Source organism: Wohlfahrtiimonas populi, assembly GCF_002006795.1.
Classification (GTDB): Bacteria; Pseudomonadota; Gammaproteobacteria; order Cardiobacteriales; family Wohlfahrtiimonadaceae; genus Wohlfahrtiimonas; species Wohlfahrtiimonas populi.
Window position 1 is genome coordinate 146,267 of record NZ_MVDN01000004.1, and the last position, 25,976, is coordinate 172,242.

Genomic DNA, 25,976 nt, shown 5'->3' on the forward strand with positions numbered 1-25,976 from the left:
ATTTTCATGTTTTATATATACATAGAAAGCTGATGAATGCCTGTTTCCTCTGGCAAACCAAACATCAAATTCATGCATTGCACAGCTTGACCGCTTGCGCCTTTAATCAAATTATCAATCGCAGAAACCACGATCACTTTTTGACGTGCTTCATCCACACGAACGCCTACTTCGCACAGATTACTGTTTTTTACATGTGAAATTTGCGGTAGCTCATTCACAACACGCACAAAAGGTTCATCTTTATACATCGCAACATATTGCTGATAAACCTCAGCTTCTGTCATGCGCTCTGTAATATCTAGATAGATCGTTGATAAAATCCCACGATTAATCGGCAACAAATGTGGCGTGAATGTTACATCCACTTCTTGGTGCAAAAGCTTAGACATCTCTTGTGAGATTTCTGGTGTATGGCGATGAGAGAATAATCCATAAGCTTTGAAGTTTTCATTCAATTCAGCAAATAATAACTCAATTTTCTCACTGCGACCTGCGCCACTCACGCCAGATTTAGCATCCACAATCACAGATGGTTTCACTAAGCCTGTTTTCAATAATGGCGCAACACCTAAAATCGCTGATGTTGGATAACAACCTGGGCAAGCAACAATGTTCGCAGCTTTAATCTGTTCGCGATATAACTCTGGCATACCATAAACAGCTTGCTGATTGATCGTTGGATCTTCATGCTTGGTTTTGTACCACTTCTCAAAAATTTCTTCATCATCAAAGCGGAAATCTGCACCTAAATCGATGACTTTGACATTTGCATCCACTGCCTTTTTCGCCAATGGCTCAGACAAACCATGTGGCAATGCCAAAAATAACAAATCAATCGATGGTAATCGCTCTTCAACCTGCTCAAGATTAATTAATCGCTTATCAAAAAAAGACTCGTAGTTTCGGTAAACTTCCGAGAATTGTTTAGCACTATGGCTGTGTGATGCGACAAAATTAATAACAACATTAGGGTGCTGATGCAATAACCAAACTAATTGTTGCCCAGCATAACCTGTGGCACCAATGATTCCGACTGAAATTGTTTTCTGTGACATATTTTCCTCCTTGAACTTTATAATGTAGCAAGGATTACCAGCTTTAAGAATAGCTAAAAGAAGTTTTTTAAATAAAAACAAAATTAAAAGTGTTATATGATAAAAACTTGTTTTTAATGGTGATATGAATATGAAGAGAAAACTCATTCTAACCGCACTTTTAACGCCGTTCTTCATTGCGAGCTGGAGCTATGCGACAAATTTGCCCAATGAAATTGTTTTAAATTATTCCGGTCCTTATGGCATTCCTGCCACGATGAAGTTCACTCATAACGATAGCAATTACACAATTGATACGACTGTTGCCATTCCATTTAACAAAATGCAATTCAGCATTAAAGGTAAAATTCAAAACAATCAATTACTGCCCACCGAATACATTGTTTATAGAAGTGGCAAAACATATTCTTCTGCACTCATTGATTACAACAAAAAAACGATCACTTATGGCAAATTACCAACACGCAAAGAAGATAAGTTGATCCAAAATACACAGGATTTATTCTCTGTCGCTTGGCAAATGAGCTTGAATCAAGGATTGCCAAATAAAAACACGCAAACAACAGATGGTAAAAAACTTTATCAATTACCTGAACTACAGCAAACCCCATCGATTGAACACCGAATCAATGGTAAAAAAGAGAATTCAATTTATTTTAAAGGCGGCGAAGGAGATCGTCGTTTGGAAGTTGGCTTAGCCACTGATCAATATTTTATACCTTCTGTCATTGTTTATTATGATAAAGGGACTCGCTATGAATTAACGCTAAGAAAAGCAACCATCAAAAAGTCATAAGCATAAAAAAGCCATTCTTCAATTTCACGAATGGCTTTTTTTATCACCGCTTATTGGGCATGTTTATATTCATTGATCATTATGACGGTGTGTAGTAATAATGTCCTTCAATGCCTAATGGCAAACCTAAGCCCCACCAGATCAACAAGAAGATGATCCATGAAATCAAGAATGCAATTGTGTAAGGAATCATAATAGAGATCAATGTACCAATCCCTGTTGTTTTGATATAACGCTGGCAGTAAACCACAACCAATGCAAAGTAAGTCATCAATGGTGAAATGATATTTGTTGTTGAGTCACCTACACGATAAGCTGCTTGTGTTAATTCTGGTGCAATGCCTAAATGCATCAACATTGGCACTAAAATTGGGGATAATAATACCCATTTTGCAGAAGCAGAACCGATGAATAAGTTAATGAATGCAATAAATAAAATTGCCATCACAACTGTTGTTTTTGGCCCAACATTCATATTTTGTAATGTTTCAGCACCTGCTAATGCAATCAAACGGCCTAAACCTGATTGTGTGAATGCTTCGATGAAGAACGCACAGAAGAACATCATGATTAAGAAACTGCTCATGTCTTTCATGTTTTCTGTCAATGATGCAATGATATCGTCCGCTTTCTTGTAATAGCCCACTAAGAAACCATAAACGATGCCAGGAATGATGAATGTGATGAAAATAATCGCAACAATTGATTTCATCAATGGTGCGCCTGCGCTCGTTAATGAGCCTTCATGTCTTAATAAAGAATCTGTAGGATATGCCCAGATCACAAATACTGCCAATACTGCCGCCATAACAACTGTAGAGATCCAAAAAGCACGGCTTTCTTTTGCAGTCACTTCTTTGTGCTCTTCTACTTGTGCATCATCATCTATTTTTGTGCGGTTCAATCTTGGTTCAACAATTTTATCTGTCACAAACCAACCCACAGCGATTAAGAAAAATACTGATGCACTACCAAATGCCCAGTTAGATAATACGTTGACTGTATATTCAGGATCTACAATGCGTGCTGCTGATTGTGTAATACCTTGCAATAAAATGTCATTCGTTGCAGGAATCATATTTGCAGAGAAACCTGCTGAAACACCTGCAAACGCAGCTGCAATACCAGCAACAGGATGACGGCCTGCCGCGTAGAATAAAATAGCTCCAATCGGAATAACAACGATATAACCAGCATCCGCTGCAAAGTGACTCAACATTGCCACGAATAAAACCATCGGCGTTAATAATTTCTTAGGTGTGATGCTCAATAATTTTTGTAGTGCAACATTCACATAACCTGTGCGTTCAGCAATGCCAATCCCCAACATACCCACAACAACAACGCCCAATGGCGCAAATGTTACAAATATGCGAACAAAATCTGTTAAGAAATATAATAATTTTTCAGCAGAAAATAAATTATAAACTTTCTCTGTCTGTACAACAGATTCACCACTAGAATTCGTCAATGTGAATGAAAAATCCATATACGATAATGGCAAAGAAATGACCATAATCAATAGCATTGAATAGAAAAATAGCAATGCTGGTGCAGGTAGTTTATTGCCTACCCATTCGATTCCGTTCAGGAATTTATTAATCAGCCCCTTTGACTGATCTTGCATTTGCGGCTGTTCACCCATGTTATATATCCTTTATTTTATAAATAACGCGCTAATATTACTAAAAAGCTACATATTTATCTTCTTTATTCGTTTCATAATATATTAATATTTAATCATTATTAAACATAAATCAAAATAAGTCTTCTTATATCAGTCGATTAAGTTAATACATGATTTTGCAAATATGAATTAATTTCTTGTAGGATTGTCAGAACGACAGCTACTCGGTAGCCATTTTTCTTGGATGAGTTTGATCTCAACACATGCCCATTGAACGGATCCCGCTGAGTTTGCATCTTTAGGCGCTAAAGCCAGAATTGCCTGATCTGTTCCGACTGCCATCGCTTGGTCAACAGTTTCTGTTGGTGGCACAGAACCTTTATAAACTTTATCATTAAAATAAATCACGATATTTGTCACATTAGCGCCAGCATTTCTATTGGTACCATCTGCACCTAAACGCAACCCTAATCCCATAACTGCTTGCCCTGACATGGTTTGAGCCTGCCCTAGACCAATCTCAGCATTATTGGATGGCCATGTGCCATTGATAGCATAATATTCTGTCACAGCTGATTTTGCCATACTCGCTAAAGACATACCTTCTGCAATATAAGTGCGCTTTGTGTAGTCTTGATAAGCTGGCAAAGCAAACATAGACAAAATTCCAATGATCGCAACCACAATCATCAACTCAATTAACGTAAAACCTTTCTGTAACATTTTTATCCTATTTATCTATCTAAATCACTGTTATCTCAACAGAGGAGCCATAGAATAATAAATTTTTCAAAAAAATGTTTGACAATCTTTCCTCAGCATATATAATGCCAATCCTTAATTCCTCGATAGCTCAGTTGGTAGTAGCACTTGACTGTTAATCAAGGGGTCCCTGGTTCGAGCCCAGGTCGAGGAGCCAAGTTTTCAAGCCTAGCATAGCTAGGTTTTTTTTTGTCCAAAATATAATATAATAAGGTGGCTTACATGCAATCCATCACTATTAATCATTACACATTAAACTATCTACAAACTGGCCCAAAAGATCTCATACCAATTTTTATCTTAGGTAGCGCTATTTACTACCCAAGATTATTTCAACATACTCTGTTCAAAAATCTTCATTTAATCTTTATTGATCATAGAGGCTTTACCAAAGCGCCTAGTAACGAAACATCACATACGTTACAAGACATTGTGAATGACATCGAAAAAATTAGATCAGCATTAAATATTGAAGAAATGTACTTATTGGGACATTCTGGTCATGGTTTTATGACAATGGCGTATGCTGAACAATACTCTCAGTATGTTAAAGGTATTATTCTATCCAATCTGGCACCAACCAACAGACAATCTCGCCAGGATGAGAGTATTGCATTTTTTGAATCAACCGCAGCTCTTGAGCGCAAAGAGCATTTCTATTCAGAAATTGCAAAACTCAATGATGATATTCAAAAGGATCCTGCTCACCGTTTTTCTCATATCAATATTCGCATGCAAGCACACAGTTTTTACGATTTCACATATGATGCTGCTTATCTTTGGGACAATGTTCCCAATAATATGCCTGCAATAGATCATTTATGGGGCGTTGAATTTGCAAAATTTGATACTGCTGAATTTCTCAATTCTTGGAAAAAACCGCTATTATTAATATTGTGCGAACATGATTTTTTAGTTTCCCCAATATCTTTGTGGAATGATATCTGTCACAGCGCTAATATATCCCCTGTTATTTTTGATAAAAGTGGGCACAATCCCATGTTAGAAGAGCCAGAAAAATATTATGAAACTCTTCTTTCATTCGTGTCTTAATCGTAGGTTTTATGGTTTTGAAATATTTTTTGAGTGTCATTTTAGTATTTAGTGGCTTATTCATTGCTCACAGCAAGGATTTGCACAATATTACTGTGGGTTACAGCGATACATTGGAAATCACAAAAGAAGCCACAAGCATGGTTTGCTTTGGCTTTGAAGCAGATCATCCAAGCAATCATTGTGTCTCAGAATATGTTGATGCTGAAACCATGTGGGATCAGCTCATGAACAATGAGATTCAGGTTGCACTCATGCCTGAAGAAATCTTGATCGCTAATCAAAAAAAACGACCACAACCATTGATCATTGCACCTTTATATCAACAATATCTCATCCTGATAGGTAATCATGATGTTTCTATGGAATCAGTACAAAGCTTTAAAGATCGCACCATTGGCGTTACAGATTGGGCAACGAAAGAATATCGTGGCAAGCCGTTAAGCATTGCTTTAGGTTTAAAAGAGCGAGATGTTTACTTCCCGATCACCAATAACCGAACACAACTTGCTGATATGTTCTGTAGCTTTGCCATTGATGGCATTATGATTATGTCTGATCCTTCAAGCCCATTAGCAAGAGAATTAACGACAAGCTGTAATGGGCAAATCATGTCTTTCACTGATCAACAAATTCAACAAGCCATGAAAAGTAGCTTAGGCTTATATCCTGCTATCATTCCAAAAGGAATGTTTTGGCGTGTGGATGAGGACATTAAAACATTAAGATCTCGTGTCTTTCTCGTTGTGAATCCTAAAAAGAATGTCACCAATAGCATTTTAGAGAGCTTAGATCACATCAAGGATGAGATCAATCTCACCACGTTGCGTACTCATATCACAGCTAAATCTATCTTAGAAACGTATGATATCAGACCCATCAAGTTACATCCCGATGGCGAAAACCTCATGAATGCCTTAAGAGACGAACTAGTTGCCACAAAAGAAGCTGAAACCGCAGCTACCCTATTGTTTGCTCAACCATCTTCTGAATCTCCAAACGAAAATCCTTAGCTTCCACATTCACAGGCATTAAATTCGCCTCACTGCGTAGCCATGTGCGCTGCCTTTTCGCATATTGACGCGTTGCAATAATCGCACGCTCAATCGCTTCTTCTTTCGTCATCAAGCCATCCAAATAATCCCAAATTTGGCGATAACCCACAGCGCGCTGTGAAGGATTATCACCATTCAATTCTGGATATTTTGATTTTAGATACTCAACTTCAGTAATGAAACCATCCTCAATCATTTGATGGAAGCGCTTTTCCATAGAGTGATTCGCACGCTGAATATCTTGATAAGTTAATGCAAATTTCAAATATGGATATTCCAAAGCTTCTTTTGATGGCATTTTCCAAAAATCATTCAGCGTTTGCCCTGAGCTTAACACAACTTCTAAAGCACGCAGAATGCGCTGAGTATCTGCTGGCGCTAATCGCTCTGCACTGATCGGATCTAGTTGCTGTAGTTCACGATATAAAGACTCAATGCCTTCAGCATGATGGCGAGCGATCACTTCTTCCCTAACTTCAGGCTTAACCTCTGGAATGGGTGAAATCCCTTCAATCAAAGATTTCATATATAAGAATGTTCCACCTACAATCACAGGCATTTTGCCCAATGATCGGGCCTTCTCTATTTCTTCACGTGCATCTTGCCTAAATTGTTCGGTAGAATATCTTTCCATGGGTGAAATGATATCCACAAGTGCATGTGGATAACTTGTGAGTATCTCTTTACTAGGTTTTGCTGTACCGATATCCATATCCTGATAAATCAGTGCTGAATCACAGGAAATTAAATGGCATGGGAAATGATCCGCTAAATAGAGCGCAGTATCAGTTTTACCGGACGCTGTTGGTCCCATCAAGAAAATAACTGGAAAATTTGGCATAATACTCACTTTGATTATCAATTGGCTCTATTATCTCTCATGGCTCGCTACTGGACAACTCTTAAAGATTTACACAACGCAAAAATCATCAACAATACAGAAGCACTATCTTCTGTCGCTGATCATTTTCAAATTAGAGTTTCGCCAGCAATGCAAGCTGTCTTAAAAAATGATGAGAAAGATCCTATTTATCAGCAATTCATCCCATCCATTCATGAATCTTTGATTTTGGATGATGAATTAGGTGATCCAATTGGTGATATTCCTTACACGCCTGTGACTGGCATTGTTCACCGCTATGAAGATCGTGCTTTATTAAAAGTGACACAATTGTGCGCTGTGTATTGCCGCTTTTGCTTCCGTAAAGAGATGATTGGTCAATATGGTGAATCTCTCAGTAAAGATGAGCTCAAAGATGCTTTTCATTACATCGAAACGCATCCTGAATTGTGGGAAATCATCTTAACAGGTGGTGATCCACTCATTCTCTCAGTGAACCGCTTGACGGATATTCTGCACCGTTTAGCTGATATTGAGCACATTCAAAATATCCGCATTCACACGAGAATTCCTGTGGTTTCACCTGAAATGATCACGGAAGAATTATTAATATTATTCACAGCAATTCAAGACAAAGGCAAAACCATCACTATTGTGATTCATGCCAATCATGCCAATGAATTAACCGATGAAGTTGCCGTAACAATGAAGCAATTACAAAGAAATGGCATTATGCTCATTTCTCAATCTGTCTTGCTACAAGGCATCAATGATGATTTTGAAACATTAGCAAACTTAATGCGTAGATTCATTGCTGTCGGCATCAAGCCGTATTATTTGCACCAATTGGATTTTGCGCGTGGCACAAGCCATTTCCGAGTCAAAGAAGAAAAAGCAGTCGCGTTAATCCGTGAGCTACGCTTGAAACTTTCTGGCATTTGCGTGCCTGTTTTAATTCAAGAGATTCCTCACGGCAAAAAACCGCTATTTTAGAATTAAGCTAGAATCTGATTCAGTAAAGCACGCGCTTCGGTAGAAATCTTCTGATAGTGAAAAATGCGCTTAAATGTTGTGCCACCACACTGATTCCATAAAATACCTGAGCGAATGCCCGCCAATAACAATGTACGAATCAATGATGCATTACGCTCGCTAGATAAAAAAACCTGATCTGTGCCTTTAACATAAATGCGTGGCGTTAATTTACTAATGGTCTGCGTATAAAGATCTGCTAATGCCATTTGAATATTGTCATGCATCATCGGAAAATGCACTAAACGCCCACTAATATTCTCAATGCCACTGCCCATAATATTCAAATACGATGGCGTATTCAGCAAGCGCTTTTGCAATTTCAACATCGCTGTAAAATAATACATCGATTCTTTAGATAAACTATTGGCATTTGATAATGCCGTCAAACCCAATGCTAAATGTTGCAATCCATCATAAACTTCAGTGATATTTTCAGGATCAGTCACAAAAATACTATTCACTAAACCTTTAGCATCTTGCTCTGAATATTCTTGCAATTTTGCAAATCGATCCACCAAAATTGCACTTTGCATCACACCCGCCAATGCAATCGTTTGTCCTCTTAAATCATTTGTCATACACTACCTAGAAAATTTTTATCAATGATTAATACCATACATTATGGCATAGGAAAACATGGATAGTTATCAATCTCTCTCTGCAAAAGTTTATAATTTTGACAAACCTGTTGGCAAAAGCTTTGGCGACCTTGAATATTACCAATCTCGCCTAACAAACAAAGCTAGCGCCATTTTAGAACCTGCGGTTGGCACAGGCCGTATCATGATCCCATTGTTACAGCAAGGCTATAACATTCAAGGATTTGATTTATCCAATGAAATGCTCGGCTATTGCGAAGAAAATCTAAAATCAGCTCAATTGCCCACCAATATTATGCAACAAGCTAGTTTTACGAATTTCCAGTATAATGAAACTTTCGATGCCATTATCATTCCTTCTGGCACATTTTTATTGATGACAGATTATGTGGAAATCAAACAAGCACTTCAAAAGTTTCACTCAGCACTCAATAGCAATGGCAAACTCATTTTTGATCTCTTCTTCCAAAATGATTTTCAATTAGGCAGAACGAATATTAAAATTTTCACATTGTCAGATTCTGAAAAAATCACACTCACAATGACAGAAGCTGAAATTGATTATGCCAACCAAGCCGCAACCTATATTCATCGCTATGAACATTGGAAAGCAAACCAATTAAAAGAAACAGAACTAGAAACATTCCGCTTGAAATGGCTTGGCATAGAAGAGATTCAATTACTATTGAAAGAGGCAGGATTTATAGATATTACAATTTCTGCAGATTACCAATACAAAAAATCCATCACCAACGGGACGGAAATTTTTACAGTAGAAGCAATCAAAAGCTAATTAATGATGAGTTAATGAATGGTTTCACTCGGTTTAGGTGAAAGATCAACACTAGAAGTTGTTAGACCAACTTCTTCACGTGAAACCAATTCTAATTTAATGGCACTATTATCACTGTAGGCAATGGCTTGTCTTGTAATACCATATTCATCACTCAAAACACCCACAAAGCTTGCAGCCTCTTTAATAGCCTGCGTTGCAAAACGGCTTTCAAGATCCAACTCAGGTGTTACATCGCCACGCAAGGCTTCGATGTCAATCAATAATGCCAAATACAATTCACGCAAATCTGCCATGTTTTTATCATAGCTTTGGCGCTCGATGCCTTCTGCCATTAAATATTCTGGAACTTTTTGCAGAATAATATCCAACATTTCTGTCAGTTGCTTTTGGAAAGTTGGCTGCGACATGCGAATGAAAGTCGCACTATTATTGGGTGATGGAATGAAACGGATGCCACTATCACTGAAAAACACAAATGAACCCACAGGATTATCTTCGCCATAGGCTTCTAATAGTTCTGGAGATTCTTCTGCCAAGGCGCGACAAATTGCTTGATGATCGATTTCATAACAAGCACCCAATCCTTTTAAAGATTTTTGAACACTTCTCTTTTTCATGGGCACTCCTTATTCTGTTTCACGATAGAGATATCATATTCAATTGCGAACAAAAGGCAATGCATGTGTAATTTTTATCGATTCGTTAGAGATTGTCGTACCATACACTAAAGGCTTCACACCATTCGCAATCGCTTCATCAAATGCGACGGCATAAGCAGGATCAATTTCATTCGCAATGCGAACACCTTCAATGCCAGATAAATTCACACAATATAAAATATATGCTTCGAGATCAGCTGCTTGTATATTAGCTAATTCACGTAAATGCTTAGCGCCACGCGTTGTCATTGCATCAGGAAATGCGGCAATATTGGAATCATCAAAACCCAAAGTTACGCTCTTCACTTCCAAGTAAACAGGGCGATCTTCATATTCCAAATAGAAATCTATTTTAGAATTTTCTTCACCGTATTTTACTTCACGCTTGAACTTTGTAAAGCCAGCCAATTCAGCAATTACTCCATTACGCAACGCTTCTTCCACCAACGTATTAGCCAAATGCGTATTGATACACGCAATTCTACCTTGTGGCGTTGTGGACAATGTCCAACTGCCTTTTGTTTTACGGGCAGGATCAGAAGATGGCTCATACCAAATTTCACCGTTAGGCATAAGGCAATTCATCATAGAGCCTGTATTAGCACAATGAATCGTAATTTCATCACCATTTTCAGTGACTATATCAGCCAAAAAGCGCTTATAGCGCTTAATGAGGGTTGCTTTTTGTAAAGGAGTTTTAAATTCCATGATTCTCAATACTTACTAATAAAAACTTAATGAGTCAAAAATATTCAACAACAATTATCTTGAAAACACTATCTACATCAAAAAAACGATAGTTATTATAAAGTATAATGGCAAGTGAATACAAAGAAAAACATAAATAAAATTATGACAAAATTTGTAACAAAAACAACTTGCTTACTTACATATAAATATAAAACCTAAGAAAATTATACATAAATTTGAAATGGCATAATTATTGCTTAGTAATTATCTAGGTAAATTACCTTATATAACTCGAGGCTAATAACAACATGATAAATAACAAAAATATTTCAATCTCCCCTCTTGCTGCAACATTAGCGGGAATTTTATTCATAACAGTAACTCCCGTATATGCTGTGACTATAATTGACAATACAACAAATCCTACCGATATCAAAGTAGGAACCAATGCAACTCATGGTGATCAAGGTATTGGAGGCAATGGTGGTATTGCTGGCACTGGTGGTTCTGGTGGTTCTGGTGGTATATATACAGGAAATCCTAGCCCCCTTGTTGGTAATGGCCTTAATGGCAACACAGGCCATTCAGGATCCAATGGTGCAAATGGTATTGGCGGGTCAGGAACTACAGGCCTTAATGGCAATAGTGAAAATATTCAAGATACAAACATTAACGGCTCTTTTATTAATACACAAATAGGTGGGGATAGTGGCAACGGAGCCCAAGGCGGCCAAGGTGGTCATGGTGCTGGTGGTGCTGGCGGTGGCGGTGGCGGTGGCGGCTCAGGCAGCGACCCTGTTTCACATGGCTCTGGTGGCCAAAATGCCCCAACAGGTGGGCCTGGAGGATCAGGCAGTAATGGGTCTGCTGGTGGTAATGCTACTCAAGGTTTAAATGCGGGATCAGGCGGACAAGCTGGCGATGGGCATCTAATTATTACTGGTGGCAACGCTAACCTTGGAACCATCCAAGTCGCAGGAAAAGGTGGTGATGGTGGTAATGGTGGTAATGGTGGCAACGCAGGGCAAAATGGGCAAAATGGGCAAAGTGGGCAGGATGGTGCATCGAATGATACCGTAGGTCACACTCATTTTGGTGGTCAAGGTGGTATTGGTGGTCAAGGTGGTATTGGTGGCAATGGCGGTAATGGCGGTAATGGTGGTAATGGGCTAACAGGCGGACAAGGGACATTAGATATTACTGGCGGTAATTTCACAGGTACTTCCCTTACAGTTGGCGGCAATGGTGGTAATGGTGGCATGGCTGGCACATCTGGTAATAATGGATGGAAGCAACCAATCATCCCAACTAAGCCTGCGGAATCTCAACAAGGCACAGGCAACCCTATCAACGGCGGAGATGGAGGCAATGGTGGTAATGGCGGACTAGGGGGAGAGTTTAACCCAGGATCAAATAGTGGAGCCACAGACGTAGGCACTGGCGGCAATGGTGGTAATGCTGGTACAAGTGGCAATGGTGGGGATGCAACTTTCAATCTGAGTAATGCAACCATGAGCATCAGTGGTCCAGCTATCTTTGGTGGCAATGGTGGTAATGGTGGCAATAGCAATCAACAAGGCGATCAAACTCCAGGCATTTCTTCATCAGGCAGTGCTGGTGGTAGCTCTGTAGCATCTATTAATAACGCTAAATTTGAATCTGGCACAGTTATCATAGGCGGTGCAGGCGGCCTTGGCGGTCTTAACAAAGTGAATTCTAGCGACTCTGCACCAAGTGTTGGTGGCAATGGTGGCAATGCAACTGTAATAGTTGATCACTCAATATTTAATGTGACAACTGGTGATTTAAAAGTTGGTGGTGATGGTGGCGGTAGCATAGACAACCAAATAAGCAGCGCTGCTAATGGTGGAAGCGGAACATTAACATTAAAGAATAATACATCATCTCGTATTCAAGGAAGAGTCGTGATTGCCGGTTCTAATGCAAACACTACAGGAGCAATTGCAGGCCAAGGCGGCGATGGACATATGACCATTTCAAACAATACTGCATTAGTATCTGAGGGTGGTATTTTAGTTGGTGGAGATTTCAATTCTGCGACGACGACTGGAAAAACAGGCAATGCATATCTATTAGTAGAAAATGGTAGCACTGTAACAGCTAACGGAATTGGTGTTGTTATTGATGGATCTAATTCAATCAATGGTAATTCTAGCAGTGCAATCTTTGAGGTTGGCACTGGCCACATCAATACATTAAAAGGTGATGTGGAGATAAAAACAGGCGAGTTACAATTGACAAAATCTGTCAATCAAGATGGCAGTAAGTTAGATATGACGGGATCCCAATTGCACTTGAACAGCCTCAACAACCCAAGCAATGCNTCAATTCTGCGACGACGACTGGAAAAACAGGCAATGCATATCTATTAGTAGAAAATGGTAGCACTGTAACAGCTAACGGAATTGGTGTTGTTATTGATGGATCTAATTCAATCAATGGTAATTCTAGCAGTGCAATCTTTGAGGTTGGCACTGGCCACATCAATACATTAAAAGGTGATGTGGAGATAAAAACAGGCGAGTTACAATTGACAAAATCTGTCAATCAAGATGGCAGTAAGTTAGATATGACGGGATCCCAATTGCACTTGAACAGCCTCAACAACCCAAGCAATGCCATTGCAAATATTCAAAATGATAGCTGGATTATAACCAAATCTACCGTCATCGATTCTGGGAAGTTAACCGTTGATAATAATAGTACCTTCGTTTCTAAGGATTTTGACGCAACAAATGCTTCTGCAGGATCCACTTTCCATATTGGTGCAAACAATGGTGTTGCAATCATTGGTGATGATGACTCAAGTTGGGATAATATCGGTACTGGCCCTAACTATCAAATTAATATCTTAAAATGGCATACACACCAACTTCAAGTGGCAGGAAAAAATGACCAACAACTATTCAACAAAGGCACATTAGCATTCTTAGGTTTAAAAGATGCAACTGGAAATCCTAGATCATTAGATTTAAGCAAATTAGACTTTGGTGTTGGTTCATCTGCTGTAGCACCTGGTAATGGCGGAATGTTTGGAGCAGGATCACTGACAATCATCAACACACCAGATTATATCTACGATACAACACCTGGATCCCCAGCATCTGCTATTAAAATTAATACGGGCGGGAATAGTCCATTTGCAACTAACGATGCAAAACTTCTTCTAGTTGTTGATAACCGTGCTAAGGCTGGTGATAAAATTGACGTATTAGAAACAACTACAGGTGACTTCGCTAATATTACAAATGGTAATTTAGGTTGGACACAACAAGGCAATGCATTCACAACAAGCCGATTGCTAGATGCAAGTGTTATAACCAATGATAATAAATTAACGGCAGAGCTTGGCAAAGCCGATATTATCAGGAACATGCCAGGAATTTCTAAAGAAGCCGCAAACCTTCTAGGAGATATGGTAACCCAAGTTGGCCACACTGTTGGTGAAAACAATCCTAGAGGCCAATCTGTATCATCTGGGGTACACTTTTTCTCAAGAGCATCTGATTTCTTATATGTTCCGAACTCAGAAGATTCTGCTAGAATCGTTGAAAGCTCTCTACGTCTTGGAGCAATTGGTGGAATTTATCAAGCTGGAAAAGCTGCAAATACTAGAGTATCAGATGCTGTACACTCTAGAGCACAAATGATTTCAACAGGTAAAAAAGGTAAAAATACTGTTAATCCACAAATTATTTACTCTTCAAAAGATACTCAAACAATTGAAGGTAATGGATTTGCAATATGGGCGATGCCACTTCATTACAATGCAAAAGATAAAAATCTACAAATTAACAATGGTTACTTCTCATTTGGCAACAAAACTCAATTTACTGCTGGGATATTTGGTATAGATTACACATACAACGATAATCTGATTCTAGGTGCTGAAGTGAACTTTGGTAAAGGAGATGTCAAATCTAATGGTGATTTATCTCGCACAAAGAATAATTTTGATTTCTTCGGTACATCTCTTTATGCGGGTTATAACATTAACAATATCACCATCACTGGCGATTTAAGCTATACACAAAATAAAAATAAACTTGAGCAAGATGTTCCCAATAGTATGCTAATGGGCAACTTATCTGCAACAGCTAAAAGCAAAATTTTTGGTATAGGCTTACGTGCTGAATATTTATTCTCCACACCTTCACTCGATATTACGCCATATGCTGGCGTCAGATGGTTAAACATTAAACCTGGTGATTACATGGTAAAAACACCAACTAATTATAGTTCTGGTGCGACTGGTGAAGTATTAAATGTTAAAGAGAAAAAAATGAATGTGATTGAAATTCCTGTAGGAATTAGATTTGATGGTTCATTTAGCACACAAAGTGGAGAGTTTAACCCTTATTTATCTTTAGGTGCAATCTTCTTATCAGGCGNCTCCACACCTTCACTCGATATTACGCCATATGCTGGCGTCAGATGGTTAAACATTAAACCTGGTGATTACATGGTAAAAACACCAACTAATTATAGTTCTGGTGCGACTGGTGAAGTATTAAATGTTAAAGAGAAAAAAATGAATGTGATTGAAATTCCTGTAGGAATTAGATTTGATGGTTCATTTAGCACACAAAGTGGAGAGTTTAACCCTTATTTATCTTTAGGTGCAATCTTCTTATCAGGCGATAGAGATGCCACAACAACGGCTAGAATCCCTGGTGTTAATTCTTCAGCAACAGTTAAAACACCTGTATTTGACAGAACAACATTCAATGCAGAATTAGGAGCTCGTTATAAGGTTAATGACTTTAATATTCAGGTTAATTATAACTTCCAAAGCTCAAAACATAGAAAAGCTCATGGTGTAGCAATGAAATTCATTTATGAATTCTAAAACTTAACATAGCAAATCTATGATTGATAAAAATGCCCAATTAAATTAATAATTGGGCATTTTACTTTTTATAAACCTACTCGAAAAATAAATTTCAAATACTTAATTTACGTACTAATGCTTGATTAAAGCACTCGTTCTGTTTTTCGATGATTTGATAAATGCTATTTTTCGCAAATTTCAACATTTGAGCAAACTCTTCTTCAGAGAATGCAGCTTCTTCAGCTGTTGCTTGGATCTCAATGAAGCGACCTTCTGCATTCATTACAACATTCATATCTGTTTCTGCTTCAGAATCTTCAATGTATTCCAAATCAGCAATCACATTGCCTTTATGAATACCCACAGAGATTGCAGCAATGTTAGAAATGATAGGGTTTTCAGTCAACACACCTTCTTTCATTAACTTATCGATTGCAAATTGCAATGCCAAAAAGCTACCTGAAATTGCTGTTGTGCGTGTACCACCATCTGCTTGGATGACATCACAGTCAATCGTTAAAGTGTTTTCACCCAATTTTTCTAAGTTCACAGCTGCACGCAATGAACGGCCGATCAAACGCTGGATTTCTTGCGTACGACCAGATTGCTTACCTTTCGCTGCTTCACGTTGCATTCTTGAATGCGTAGAACGTGGCAACATGCCATATTCAGCAGTAATCCAACCACGACCTTCACCACGCATAAATGATGGTACTCGGCTTTCAAATGATACTGTACATAAGACCTTGGTTTCGCCAAAGCACGCTAAAACTGAACCTTCTGCATGTTTTGTATAATGAGGAATGAATTCGATTTTGCGCATTTCATCAAATGCACGTTCAGATGGACGCATGATTTACCCTTATATTTTCAAGACGAAAAAAGACTAGCCATATTATATGATTATTATGGCAATAAGCTATGCTGACTCAGCTAATCTTTGAGATGATTGATCTGTGGTGTTAAATTAAATATTAACGGCCACGGAAAACGATACGTGCTTTACTCAAATCGTATGGTGTTAATTCAACACGCACTTTATCGCCCGTCAAAATACGGATGAAGTTTTTACGCATCTTACCAGACAAATGTGCTGTCACAACGTGACCATTCTCTAATTCTACTTTAAATGTTGTATAAGGAAGAGTTTCAATAACTGTTCCTTCCATTTCAATATGATCTTCTTTAGACATAATTTCCCATTCATAAAGATTTCAATGAAAAAAGCCTTAAGATGATCTTAAGGCTAAATTTGGTCGGGATAGCAGGATTTGAACCTACGACCCCTTGCACCCCATGCAAGTGCGCTACCAGACTGCGCCATACCCCGTTTCGAGCGAGTATTATACAGTTTCTATACAGTTTTGCAATCTAGGGCTATTTCTCTTCAGCGAACATTGGCTCTGCAACCGTGGTATTTACTGTATCTTCATACAATCCACCACCTAATGCTGTGTAGAGGTCAATGCCATTTAAAATTTGCTCTTGATACGTACTCAACAAACCTGTTCTTGCTTGGAAGTGTGAACGCTGTGCATCCAATACGTTCAAGTAACTTGCGATACCGTTATCATATAACAACTGAGCTAAGCGTAAGCTCTCTTTCGTTGTTGATACTAATTTGATTTGCGCGCCCAACTGTCTTTGTAAAGGCTGTTGAGATTGCAAGCCATTTGCTACATTCATGAATGCAGTTTGAATTGCTTTTTCATAAGATGCGATGCTTGATTCTTTACGCACTTGTGACAAATCGTAATTAGACTTGATTTTACCCCAGTTGAAAATTGGAATAGAAATCGATGGTGCAAAGTTCCAAGTTTGTGTTGGACCTTTGAATAAATCAGAGAAATCTGTTGAGATAGAGCCAATCGTTGAAGTCAATGAAATACTTGGGAAGAATGCAGCACGTGCAGCCCCAATATCCGCATTTGCAGACATCAATTGATATTCAGCCGCCATTACATCAGGATGCGCCAATAACACTTCTGATGGCAAGCCTGCTGGCAATTTACCTAAGATTTTTTGACTGCTAATTGCATAGCCTTTTGCTGCAGGTTTAACCATTTTACCCACAACTAAGTCTAATGCGTTATTCAACTGAATCACAGCTTTTTCTGCCGCTGCTACCGCAACTTTAGATGAATACAACTGTGCTTCTGCTTGCGCTAGATCCAAGTCGTTCGCAATACCTGCTTCAACTTGTTGCTTCACTAACTGATAAGAATCATTGTAAGTACGCGTTGTAATGCGTGCTAAATTCAATTGCTCTTCTGCTGTTCTTAATTGAATGTAACTACGCGCAACTTGTGCAACTAAAGCAATGTGAGCACTTTTTTGCCCTTCTACAGTTGCTAAGTATTTAGTTTGCGCAGAATCACTCAATGATGCATATTTGCCGAAGAAATCTAATTCAAAGGATGATACACCACCACCAATTTGATACCCAGCATCAATTGGACCACCATTGCCTTGCTGTTTACGGCTATAACCACCTTGAGCATTAATGCCTGGCAAACGATCGCTGATTGTAATGTTATAAGCCAAACGTGCTTGTTCAACATTCAACATCGCGATTCTTAAATCACGGTTATTATCCAATGATGCTGTGATGTATTCTTGTAAACGAGGATCTTGGAAGTATTGTTTCCATCCAATTTCAGAAGCTTTAACTTTTAAATTAGCAACCTTAGCTGGCTCGCCTGGAAAACTATTTTCTACTGGTAAAGGTGGACGCTGATAATCAGGCGCCATAGAGCAAGCACTTAATACCGCCGTCAATACAACATAAAGAGGTAATTTATTCATAAAGTTTTTAACTCCAAAGTTAAAATTTAAACCAATTCGTTGCTAAATTTTCAAGCTCAGAATTATAACAATGAGCCTAAAAATAAAACAGCTAGTTTACATGAAATTGACAACCTTGTTGTCAAAAATTTTTAAAATTAACGTCTTTCGGATCAAATGTTACAGCGACGCCTTCCTTTACTAGCTTATTCACAGCATGTTTGTTATCAGGCATCTTAATACGCTTTGTTTTCTCAACTGCAGCTATCACTGAATCATCAAAGGGCCTAAAACCACTCAATGTCGATTTACCCTTATCTATTTTAATGATATTACCTTGCTGATCAACATAAAATACGACTGTTGCGGTATAGCCTATCATTTCCATACCAGTCACCCAATTATCATACAATGCTTGTTGTAATGCGCCAACAAAACTCGCATTACCTAAATAAGCATTTGCGATTCGGTCATTTTCAGCTGCTTCTGCTTTTGCATCAGCATCAGCCTTGGCTTTTGCTGCCGCGGCAGCCGCTGCCTTTTTAGCCTCTTCAGCTTTCTGCTTATCTGCCGCTGCTTTTTTATCAGCAATGGCTTTTTCTTCTTTCTTTTTAATCTCTTCTTGTTTCTGCTTCTCTTTCTTCTCTTCAGCTAATTTTTGCTGAAGGGCTTCTTCATCTTTTTTCTTCTTCTCTTCTTCTAGCTTTTTCTTCAAGGCAATTTCATCTAAACGTTTTTGTTCGGCAGCTTCTGCTTTTTTCTTCGCTTCTAATTCTGCCAAACGTTTCTTTTCATCCTCAGCTTTTTTACGCGCTTCTTCTGCCTTACGCTTCGCTTCTGCTTCAGCCTTTTTACGTGCTTCTTCCGCTCGACGTTTTTCTTCCACCTTGCGCTTTTCTTCCGCAATGCGATTCATCTCATTTTCCACTTGCTCTTCATCAATGCGCTCAGAAGCAATAGGTTTTGGCGATGCTGCAAAATCAGATTCTATTTTGCCTGATGGCGCAAATAAAGAAAATGAATCTTGTTTTTCATAGATAAAATAACCTAAGCCAATCACAATGATAGCGGTTAAAGTTCCGCTCACAATATTAGCAATCAGTGATCTTGGGTGCATACTCATAACTATTCATCCATTGGAGAAGTCATTAACTGAACATTTTGATGCGTCACAGATTGCAACAAACTCATTGCATCAATCACTTTACCATAAGGTGCAGTTTTATCACCTTTCACTAAAGCTTGAATTTTAGAGTTTTCTGCAAACATCTGCGTTGCTAAATCTGTAATGCGTTGTTCAGACAATGGGCTATTGGGATCTTCTGCATGATTAAAGAAAAATTCGCCATGGCCATTGACTGAAATCACAAGCATCACATCATCATTTTCAGCAGCAATCGCTGTGCTGGATTCCATTTTGGGCGGATCAACATCAATCCCGACAGAAATCGTCGTAGCTGTCACCATGAAGATCGTCAACAAAACAAACATTACGTCCACATAAGGGACAATGTTCATTTCGGCTTGTAAGCCTTTGCCACCTTTTTTACGTGATCGACGCATTTATTGCGCTCCATTTTGACGTTGTAATTGCATTTGACCGTATTGACGCGCCAAAATATTCGCAAACTCTTCAATGAACACATCATAGTGATCAGAAATCTTCTGGATCGTATTCACGAATGAGTTATAAATCATCACTGATGGAATCGCCACCAATAAGCCCAATGCTGTTGCGATCAAAGCTTCAGCAATACCTGGTGCAACTTGCGACAATGTCACTTGCTTTACAGCTCCTAATGCTACAAATGAGTTCATAACACCGATTACTGTCCCAAATAAACCAAAGTAAGGTGCGACTGAACCAGTTGTTGCTAACCATGACAGCGATTTATGCAAAGTATTTTCTTCGCGCTGTGCACTTGCTTCCATAGCACGGCGAATATTTTCCACCACAAATTCAGGTGAAAAAATTGGTGATGTGCGTAAACGATTAAACTCATGAAAGCCAGAGACAAAGATATATTCCATACCTTCTGTATATTTCTTTTGGCTCGTCATATTATAAAGCTCTTGAATATCTGTACCTGACCAGAATTTACTTTCAAATTTCTTCGCATCATTTAAAGCAAGTTTTAACAAGATCCATTTTCGCCAAGCGATAAAGCTTACAGAGATCAACATCAAAACAAGTAATAACATTACGATTTGCACAATGATATTCGCTTCGACTACTAACGTCCAAAGACTCAATTGTGAATGTGCGTTCATGATTTTTCCTATGAAAATAATAATGGTAAAGGTACAGGGCGACGAGTTTCAGTATTCAAGCAAACTAATTCCACTAAGCCTGAAACCAATAACTCTTCTTGACGATAAATTAACTGCTGAAAATAGACACGTGTTGCTGTGAGCTTTGTAATGGTCGTTTCCACCACCAAATCATCACATAAATGCGCGGGCTTCTTGTAATCCACTTGAATACTTTTCACGACAAACATTTTTTGTTCTGTCGCCGCATAAGTATTGAGATTAATCCCTCTCGCAAACATCCACTCTGTGCGAGCACGCTCCATAAAATTCAAATAGGTTGAATGATAAACTACGCCACCAGCATCGGTATCTTCATAATAAACACGGATTGGTAAGCGAAACACTGATAACTTTTGTTCTTCCATTAGCGCCATGTTCCATCTAGTTTAGCCAAAGTAATGGCGGCATTATAACAGCCGATTTGTAAATGATTTGCATTAACTGCTTATTTTTTTGTTCCCATAGCAAAAAAACCTAGCTAGGCTAGGTTTTCTTTCTTTTGGCTCCTCGACCTGGGCTCGAACCAGGGACCCCTTGATTAACAGTCAAGTGCTACTACCAACTGAGCTATCGAGGAATTAAGGATTCGCATTATATATGCTTACGCTTAGATGTCAAACTTTTTAGTGATCAATTATTAGTCATCATGAGGTTTTACCTCTAATCGCTCTAAAACTTTGCCGTCATAAGGCAAAACTTTGAACTTATAATTATCGATGACAACTTCTTCACTCACGTTTGGCAAGAAGCCAAATTGCGTCATCACTAAACCGCTGATTGTTTCCACCTCATCTTTATCAAAGCTTGTACCAAAGCGCTCGTTGAACTCTTCCAACGACATTTTTGCATCAATGATGTAATGGTTTTCATCCACTTGTTCAACTTCAGGTTCAACTTCTGGCCCTGAGATATCATGCTCATCATCAATCTCACCGACAATTTGCTCTAAGATATCTTCAATCGTCACCAAACCTGAAACTGCACCATATTCATCTACAACTAAAGCCATGTGCGAATGACGCTCACGGAATTCATTCAGTTGTGCCAATATATATTTTCCTTCGGGCACATAATCCACAGGACGCAATAAAGATGTCACTTTCAAAGAGGGATCTCGCATTTTTTTTAATAAATCTTTTGTCAGCAAAATGCCCTGCATCTCTTCATGATCTTCTGACAAAACAGGAATACGGGAATGCCCTGATTGAATAATTTTTTCCAAGACTTCATCATAAGCATCATCAATGGCAACAGATGTCATGTGTGCACGAGGCACCATAATATCTCGCACAGTTAATTCTTGTGATGATAATATGGAGCGAATCATCTGCGATGCTTCAAGATCTATATGACCTTCTTTTTGCAACAATGACAATTCAGTATTCCAATTGTTTAAAGTGACGTTTTTACGTTCTAATCCAAATCTAGATAACCAACTCTTTCGACTCGGCGAAGGATCATCTGACATAATTTTTATTTTTTCCTCAAAGTGATAAAATTACCTAAGTTTAAACCTAGCTATCTAAAAAGTTAAAGTTTTAAATGCCTTTTCTCTTTAAACTAGTCTAGTATAGCAAGCAATTATTCTCAGCAAAACCAATTCAACGAATTCATACTTTAACCATGAAATTTACCTTAAAAAAAAGAACATTCGGATCAAGAATTAACGCAGCACTGCGCTATTTTCTTCGTCTCGTAATATATATGATTGTGGGTGGCGCATTCTTAATGATCCCCATATTTTTCTATTTCTTGATTAAAACCAATCAAGAGTTGGGCACGCAATTCGAGGACAGAAGCTGGTCCGTTCCAGCTCGTGTTTATGCTAGGCCTTTAGAACTGTATGTTGATAAGCCCATCAAAAAAGAAGATTTATTGTTAGAGCTTCAAATGCTCAACTATAAAAAGACAAATCAGCTAAGCCAACCTGGTTCTTATCGTGAACATGAGAATACAGTCAGCATCTACTTAAGAGAATTCACTTATAGTGATGGCTTAGCGCCTGCGCAAAAAATTCAGGTTGCTATCAGTAAAAACAAGATCACTGAATTAAAGAGCGGTCAACAAGACGAAAAAATCAGTTTGATTCGTATTGAACCATTGCATATTGCATCGATTTATCCTGTGCATAATGAAGATCGTATCTTATTAAAGCGTGAAGAAATTCCACAATTATTGGTGGATACATTGCTTGCAATGGAAGATCGCCAATTCTACGATCATATGGGCGTGAACCCTAAAGCGATCATGCGTGCGATGGTTGCTAACATGAAAGCTGGCCGTAAAGAACAAGGTGGCTCAACGTTGACGCAACAGCTGGTGAAAAACTACTTCTTAACACCAGCTCAAACATATGAACGTAAGATTCAAGAGATGTTCTACGCATTGATCATTGACTGGCGCTATCCTAAAGATGATGTTCTTGAAGCTTATATGAACGAAATCTATTTAGGCCAAGATGGTTCACGCGCAATTCATGGTTTTGGTTTGGCAAGTGAATTCTTCTTTGGTAAACCAGTTTCTGAATTGAGCATCAACAATATTGCAACACTTGTGGGCATTATTCCAAGCCCATCTGCTTACAATCCACGTAATCGCCCAACAACAGCATTGAAGCGCCGTAATCTTGTATTAGATGTTATGGCACGACAAAACTTAATTTCTCATGAAGAAGTTGAAGAGTTAAAGCAAATGCCATTGGATGTATTAGAAACTGCGCCATCTGGTATTACGAAATATCCTGCATTCATTGATTTAGTTTCTAAACAAATCAAAGAATTCTACGCAAGCGAAGCATTAACAAGCGATGGTTTGAAAGTTTTCACAACTTTAGATCCAATTGTACAAACGTATGCTGAGAAAGCTGTGATTGAAACATTGCCTGTGATTGAAAAAACACGCGGTGTTAAAAATATTCAAGCGGCCATTATCATCAGTCAAAACAATACAGGTGAAGTCGAAGCATTAGTCGGTGATCGCCAAGTTCGTCAAGCTGGCTTTAACCGTGCCTTGAGTGCTAAACGCCAAATCGGTTCATTAATCAAGCCATTCATCTATTTACGTGCTTTAGAAGAACCACAACGTTACTCTTTAGCAACATTACTCGATGACCAAACGCATTTTGAAATGAATTCTGGTGGTAAAAAATGGACACCGAAAAACTATGACAGAAGATTGCATGGATGGATTCCATTAATCACATCATTGACGAAGTCTTATAATATCCCGACCATTCGTTTAGGTTTAGATATTGGTGTGGATAACGTTTTAGATACACTTTATCGTTTAGGCTTAAATGAAGATGAATATCACTTCCCTTCTGTGCCTTCATCTTTATTAGGTGCGCTAGATATTACTGTATTTGATGTGACACAAATGTATTCAACATTCGCAAATGGTGGCTATTACATTCCATTAAAATCCATTCGTGAAGTGACACAACAAGATGGCACAGTATTGGCTCAAAATATTGTTGAACCAAAGCAAGTGATCTATCCTGGACCCAATTTCTTAATCACAAAAGCGATGCAAAATGTTATTGATGCAGGTACAGGCGGCGGTGTTCGTCGTGCAGGCATTCAAACTAAAGTTGCAGGCAAAACAGGGACAACCAATAAGAACCGAGATGCTTGGTTTGCAGGTTTCTCAGGTGATCGTACCGCTGTCGCTTGGGTTGGTAAAGATGACAACACAACAGCTGGGAATTTGGGTGGTGCAACAGGTGGCTTACCAGTTTGGGCAGCGGCAATGAAACCATTAATTTTAGAAAATATCAGTGATACACCACCAAAAGATATTGTGAATATCCGAATTAATATGTCGACAGGTTTACCACCACCAAACTATGCATGCCCAGGTAAACAGATCATGTCATTACCATTCATCAAGGGCTATCAACCGACTTATCCTGGGGATTGTGACTTCTACCCACCTGAAACAGATTTCAATTTCAGTGAAGACTTCGAACCATTTAACTTCGATAGTTTTGAATAATTCCAAACGAGTAAAGAATGTCTCTACTCGTTTCGTATATTTTATGATAAATTAACAGCACTGACTTTTATGTCTAACCAAACTTTTAAAATATCGTTATATGGGAATAACTATAGTGAGAACTACAACATTTCTAATATTAGCTCTACTCGTCATTAGCGGATGTACATCTCGCACTGATGGTGGTGCAAGAGTTCGTCCATTGTCTAATCAACCTGTAACGCCAGCAATTCCAAATGGCATTCCACTCGATGATGGTACTGGCAACCAAGGTGCTAACGCATATAATCAAGCTCAACCTTACGGCCAAACAGCACCAACAGGTGAAGTACAATTCCCTGCTTATTCTGGTCAAGGTCCAGAGTTCCCAGCAGATAATAATGCCTTCCCAACTTATCCAAATACAGGACAAACAGCGGCACAAAAACCTAATGTTCAGCAACCAACATATGCGCCTTCTAATACAGGTACAGCGCCCATGATTCCTGGTCAAAATAATGTAGCGGCAACAACAGCAGGTGCTACAAATACATACCAAGCATCACAGAATCAAACAGGCGCAGTTCAATCTTTATTGGACGAAGCCAACTCAGCTGTTAAAGCAGGTCAATTAGAAAAAGCTGCAACAGCATTGAATCGTGCAGTAAGATTAGAGCCAAACAACGCGAGTATTTGGTACGATCTTGCACAAATTCGTCTACACCAAGGTAAATATGAACAGTCTGAACAATTAGCGAAAAAATCAATAGATTTTGCTAAAGGTAACCAAGCACTGATCAATAAAAACTGGAATGTGATTTCTTCTTCACGTAAAGCACGCGGAGATGTAGCAGGTTCTAACGAAGCGATGAGAAACGCACAATAATTCTCATCAATGATCACTCAAAAATACTCAAATATCATTCCTACTCATCCATACGATGAGTGGGCTCTGCTTTGCATCGTATGATATTTTTTACGAATTTAATTTTGGTTATAAATACTGAGGAATAACAGTACTAATACAAATCACTGCGTTAACAACTAATAACAACTCTAAATGTAACGTACATTGTATTAAAAT

The 25,976-nt window shown here is 38.6% G+C and carries 23 protein-coding genes and 3 tRNA genes; 9 read left to right on the top strand and 17 right to left on the bottom strand.

Going from position 1 to position 25,976, the window contains the following annotated elements:
• Positions 1–11: 11 nt before the first annotated feature.
• Complete coding sequence (argC, locus tag BZK16_RS06485; protein WP_077928088.1) at positions 12–1,058, bottom strand: N-acetyl-gamma-glutamyl-phosphate reductase; 1,047 nt, start codon at positions 1,056–1,058, stop codon at positions 12–14.
• A 130-nt stretch (positions 1,059–1,188) separates the two neighbouring features.
• On the opposite strand from argC, the gene BZK16_RS06490 reads away from it, so the two are divergent.
• On the top strand, positions 1,189–1,854 hold the full coding sequence (locus BZK16_RS06490; RefSeq protein WP_077928089.1) for a hypothetical protein: 666 nt from the start codon (positions 1,189–1,191) through the stop codon (positions 1,852–1,854).
• Positions 1,855–1,933: 79 nt separating this feature from the next.
• Here BZK16_RS06490 and BZK16_RS06495 read toward each other — a convergent pair whose 3' ends face one another.
• Together BZK16_RS06495 and BZK16_RS06500 are read right to left on the bottom strand one after the other, a co-directional pair.
• Positions 1,934–3,499 carry an AbgT family transporter gene (locus BZK16_RS06495; protein WP_077928090.1) on the bottom strand — a complete coding sequence of 522 codons (1,566 nt, stop codon included), beginning with the start codon at positions 3,497–3,499 and terminating at the stop codon, positions 1,934–1,936.
• Positions 3,500–3,670: 171 nt separating this feature from the next.
• Complete coding sequence (locus BZK16_RS06500; RefSeq protein ID WP_198932438.1) at positions 3,671–4,204, bottom strand: pilin; 534 nt, start codon at positions 4,202–4,204, stop codon at positions 3,671–3,673.
• 119 nt (positions 4,205–4,323) lie between these two features.
• On the opposite strand from BZK16_RS06500, the gene BZK16_RS06505 reads away from it, so the two are divergent.
• The 3 genes from BZK16_RS06505 to BZK16_RS06515 all read left to right on the top strand — a co-directional run bounded on the left by BZK16_RS06505 (position 4,324) and on the right by BZK16_RS06515 (position 6,309).
• Positions 4,324–4,400 (top strand) — tRNA-Asn (locus BZK16_RS06505).
• A gap of 65 nt (positions 4,401–4,465) precedes the next feature.
• Positions 4,466–5,296 carry an alpha/beta fold hydrolase gene (locus BZK16_RS06510; RefSeq protein WP_077928092.1) on the top strand — a complete coding sequence of 277 codons (831 nt, stop codon included), beginning with the start codon at positions 4,466–4,468 and terminating at the stop codon, positions 5,294–5,296.
• A 29-nt stretch (positions 5,297–5,325) separates the two neighbouring features.
• The gene (locus BZK16_RS06515; protein ID WP_233145213.1) at positions 5,326–6,309 is read left to right on the top strand and encodes a TAXI family TRAP transporter solute-binding subunit; all 984 of its coding nucleotides are present in this window, start codon (positions 5,326–5,328) and stop codon (positions 6,307–6,309) included.
• On the opposite strand, the gene miaA is transcribed toward BZK16_RS06515, so the two are convergent.
• Entirely contained in the window at positions 6,257–7,192 is a 936-nt protein-coding gene (miaA, locus tag BZK16_RS06520) for a tRNA (adenosine(37)-N6)-dimethylallyltransferase MiaA (protein WP_077928094.1), read from the bottom strand. The two genes, BZK16_RS06515 and miaA, sit on opposite strands and share 53 nt — an antisense overlap.
• Positions 7,193–7,231: 39 nt before the next feature.
• Between miaA and BZK16_RS06525 the strand changes: the two genes are divergently transcribed.
• Complete coding sequence (locus BZK16_RS06525) at positions 7,232–8,185, top strand: KamA family radical SAM protein (RefSeq protein ID WP_077928095.1); 954 nt, start codon at positions 7,232–7,234, stop codon at positions 8,183–8,185.
• A 2-nt stretch (positions 8,186–8,187) separates the two neighbouring features.
• Here BZK16_RS06525 and BZK16_RS06530 read toward each other — a convergent pair whose 3' ends face one another.
• Positions 8,188–8,805, bottom strand: a complete 618-nt coding sequence (locus BZK16_RS06530; protein ID WP_077928096.1) for a lysogenization protein HflD — start codon at positions 8,803–8,805, stop codon at positions 8,188–8,190.
• Positions 8,806–8,863: 58 nt separating this feature from the next.
• On the opposite strand from BZK16_RS06530, the gene BZK16_RS06535 reads away from it, so the two are divergent.
• A complete protein-coding gene (locus tag BZK16_RS06535) occupies positions 8,864–9,619 on the top strand; it encodes a class I SAM-dependent methyltransferase (protein ID WP_077928097.1) in 756 nt (251 codons plus the stop codon).
• An 11-nt stretch (positions 9,620–9,630) separates the two neighbouring features.
• Here BZK16_RS06535 and BZK16_RS06540 read toward each other — a convergent pair whose 3' ends face one another.
• Together BZK16_RS06540 and sfsA are read right to left on the bottom strand one after the other, a co-directional pair.
• Positions 9,631–10,239 carry a hypothetical protein gene (locus BZK16_RS06540; RefSeq protein WP_077928098.1) on the bottom strand — a complete coding sequence of 203 codons (609 nt, stop codon included), beginning with the start codon at positions 10,237–10,239 and terminating at the stop codon, positions 9,631–9,633.
• 39 nt (positions 10,240–10,278) lie between these two features.
• Entirely contained in the window at positions 10,279–10,989 is a 711-nt protein-coding gene (gene sfsA, locus BZK16_RS06545; RefSeq protein WP_077928099.1) for a DNA/RNA nuclease SfsA, read from the bottom strand.
• 3,754 nt (positions 10,990–14,743) lie between these two features.
• Here sfsA and BZK16_RS14965 point away from each other — a divergent pair.
• The gene (locus BZK16_RS14965; RefSeq protein WP_456300683.1) at positions 14,744–15,841 is read left to right on the top strand and encodes an autotransporter domain-containing protein; all 1,098 of its coding nucleotides are present in this window, start codon (positions 14,744–14,746) and stop codon (positions 15,839–15,841) included.
• Positions 15,842–15,935: 94 nt separating this feature from the next.
• Here BZK16_RS14965 and rph read toward each other — a convergent pair whose 3' ends face one another.
• The 10 genes from rph to BZK16_RS06620 form a co-directional block, all read right to left on the bottom strand.
• A complete protein-coding gene (rph, locus tag BZK16_RS06575) occupies positions 15,936–16,676 on the bottom strand; it encodes a ribonuclease PH (RefSeq protein WP_077928104.1) in 741 nt (246 codons plus the stop codon).
• 121 nt (positions 16,677–16,797) lie between these two features.
• Positions 16,798–17,016: a translation initiation factor IF-1 gene (infA, locus tag BZK16_RS06580; RefSeq protein ID WP_077925738.1), complete on the bottom strand. Its 219-nt coding sequence runs from the start codon at positions 17,014–17,016 to the stop codon at positions 16,798–16,800.
• A gap of 60 nt (positions 17,017–17,076) precedes the next feature.
• A tRNA-Pro gene (locus BZK16_RS06585) sits at positions 17,077–17,153 on the bottom strand.
• Between the two features lie 47 nt (positions 17,154–17,200).
• Positions 17,201–18,628, bottom strand: a complete 1,428-nt coding sequence (locus BZK16_RS06590) for an efflux transporter outer membrane subunit (RefSeq protein ID WP_077928105.1) — start codon at positions 18,626–18,628, stop codon at positions 17,201–17,203.
• Between the two features lie 121 nt (positions 18,629–18,749).
• Positions 18,750–19,730: a cell envelope integrity protein TolA gene (gene tolA, locus BZK16_RS06595; protein ID WP_077928106.1), complete on the bottom strand. Its 981-nt coding sequence runs from the start codon at positions 19,728–19,730 to the stop codon at positions 18,750–18,752.
• A 2-nt stretch (positions 19,731–19,732) separates the two neighbouring features.
• Positions 19,733–20,170 carry a biopolymer transporter ExbD gene (locus tag BZK16_RS06600; protein ID WP_077928107.1) on the bottom strand — a complete coding sequence of 146 codons (438 nt, stop codon included), beginning with the start codon at positions 20,168–20,170 and terminating at the stop codon, positions 19,733–19,735.
• On the bottom strand, positions 20,171–20,878 hold the full coding sequence (tolQ, locus tag BZK16_RS06605) for a protein TolQ (protein WP_077928108.1): 708 nt from the start codon (positions 20,876–20,878) through the stop codon (positions 20,171–20,173). It abuts the gene before it with no gap.
• 8 nt (positions 20,879–20,886) lie between these two features.
• Positions 20,887–21,285 (bottom strand): tol-pal system-associated acyl-CoA thioesterase, encoded by a 399-nt coding sequence (ybgC, locus tag BZK16_RS06610; RefSeq protein ID WP_077928109.1) that lies wholly within the window; start codon positions 21,283–21,285, stop codon positions 20,887–20,889.
• A 135-nt stretch (positions 21,286–21,420) separates the two neighbouring features.
• A tRNA-Asn gene (locus BZK16_RS06615) sits at positions 21,421–21,497 on the bottom strand.
• 60 nt (positions 21,498–21,557) lie between these two features.
• Complete coding sequence (locus BZK16_RS06620) at positions 21,558–22,388, bottom strand: transporter associated domain-containing protein (protein WP_077928110.1); 831 nt, start codon at positions 22,386–22,388, stop codon at positions 21,558–21,560.
• A gap of 260 nt (positions 22,389–22,648) precedes the next feature.
• Here BZK16_RS06620 and mrcB point away from each other — a divergent pair, with 260 nt between their 5' ends.
• Positions 22,649–24,913: a penicillin-binding protein 1B gene (mrcB, locus tag BZK16_RS06625; RefSeq protein WP_077928190.1), complete on the top strand. Its 2,265-nt coding sequence runs from the start codon at positions 22,649–22,651 to the stop codon at positions 24,911–24,913.
• A gap of 115 nt (positions 24,914–25,028) precedes the next feature.
• On the top strand, positions 25,029–25,778 hold the full coding sequence (locus BZK16_RS06630; protein WP_077928111.1) for a tetratricopeptide repeat protein: 750 nt from the start codon (positions 25,029–25,031) through the stop codon (positions 25,776–25,778).
• The last annotated feature ends 198 nt before the right edge of the window (positions 25,779–25,976 follow it).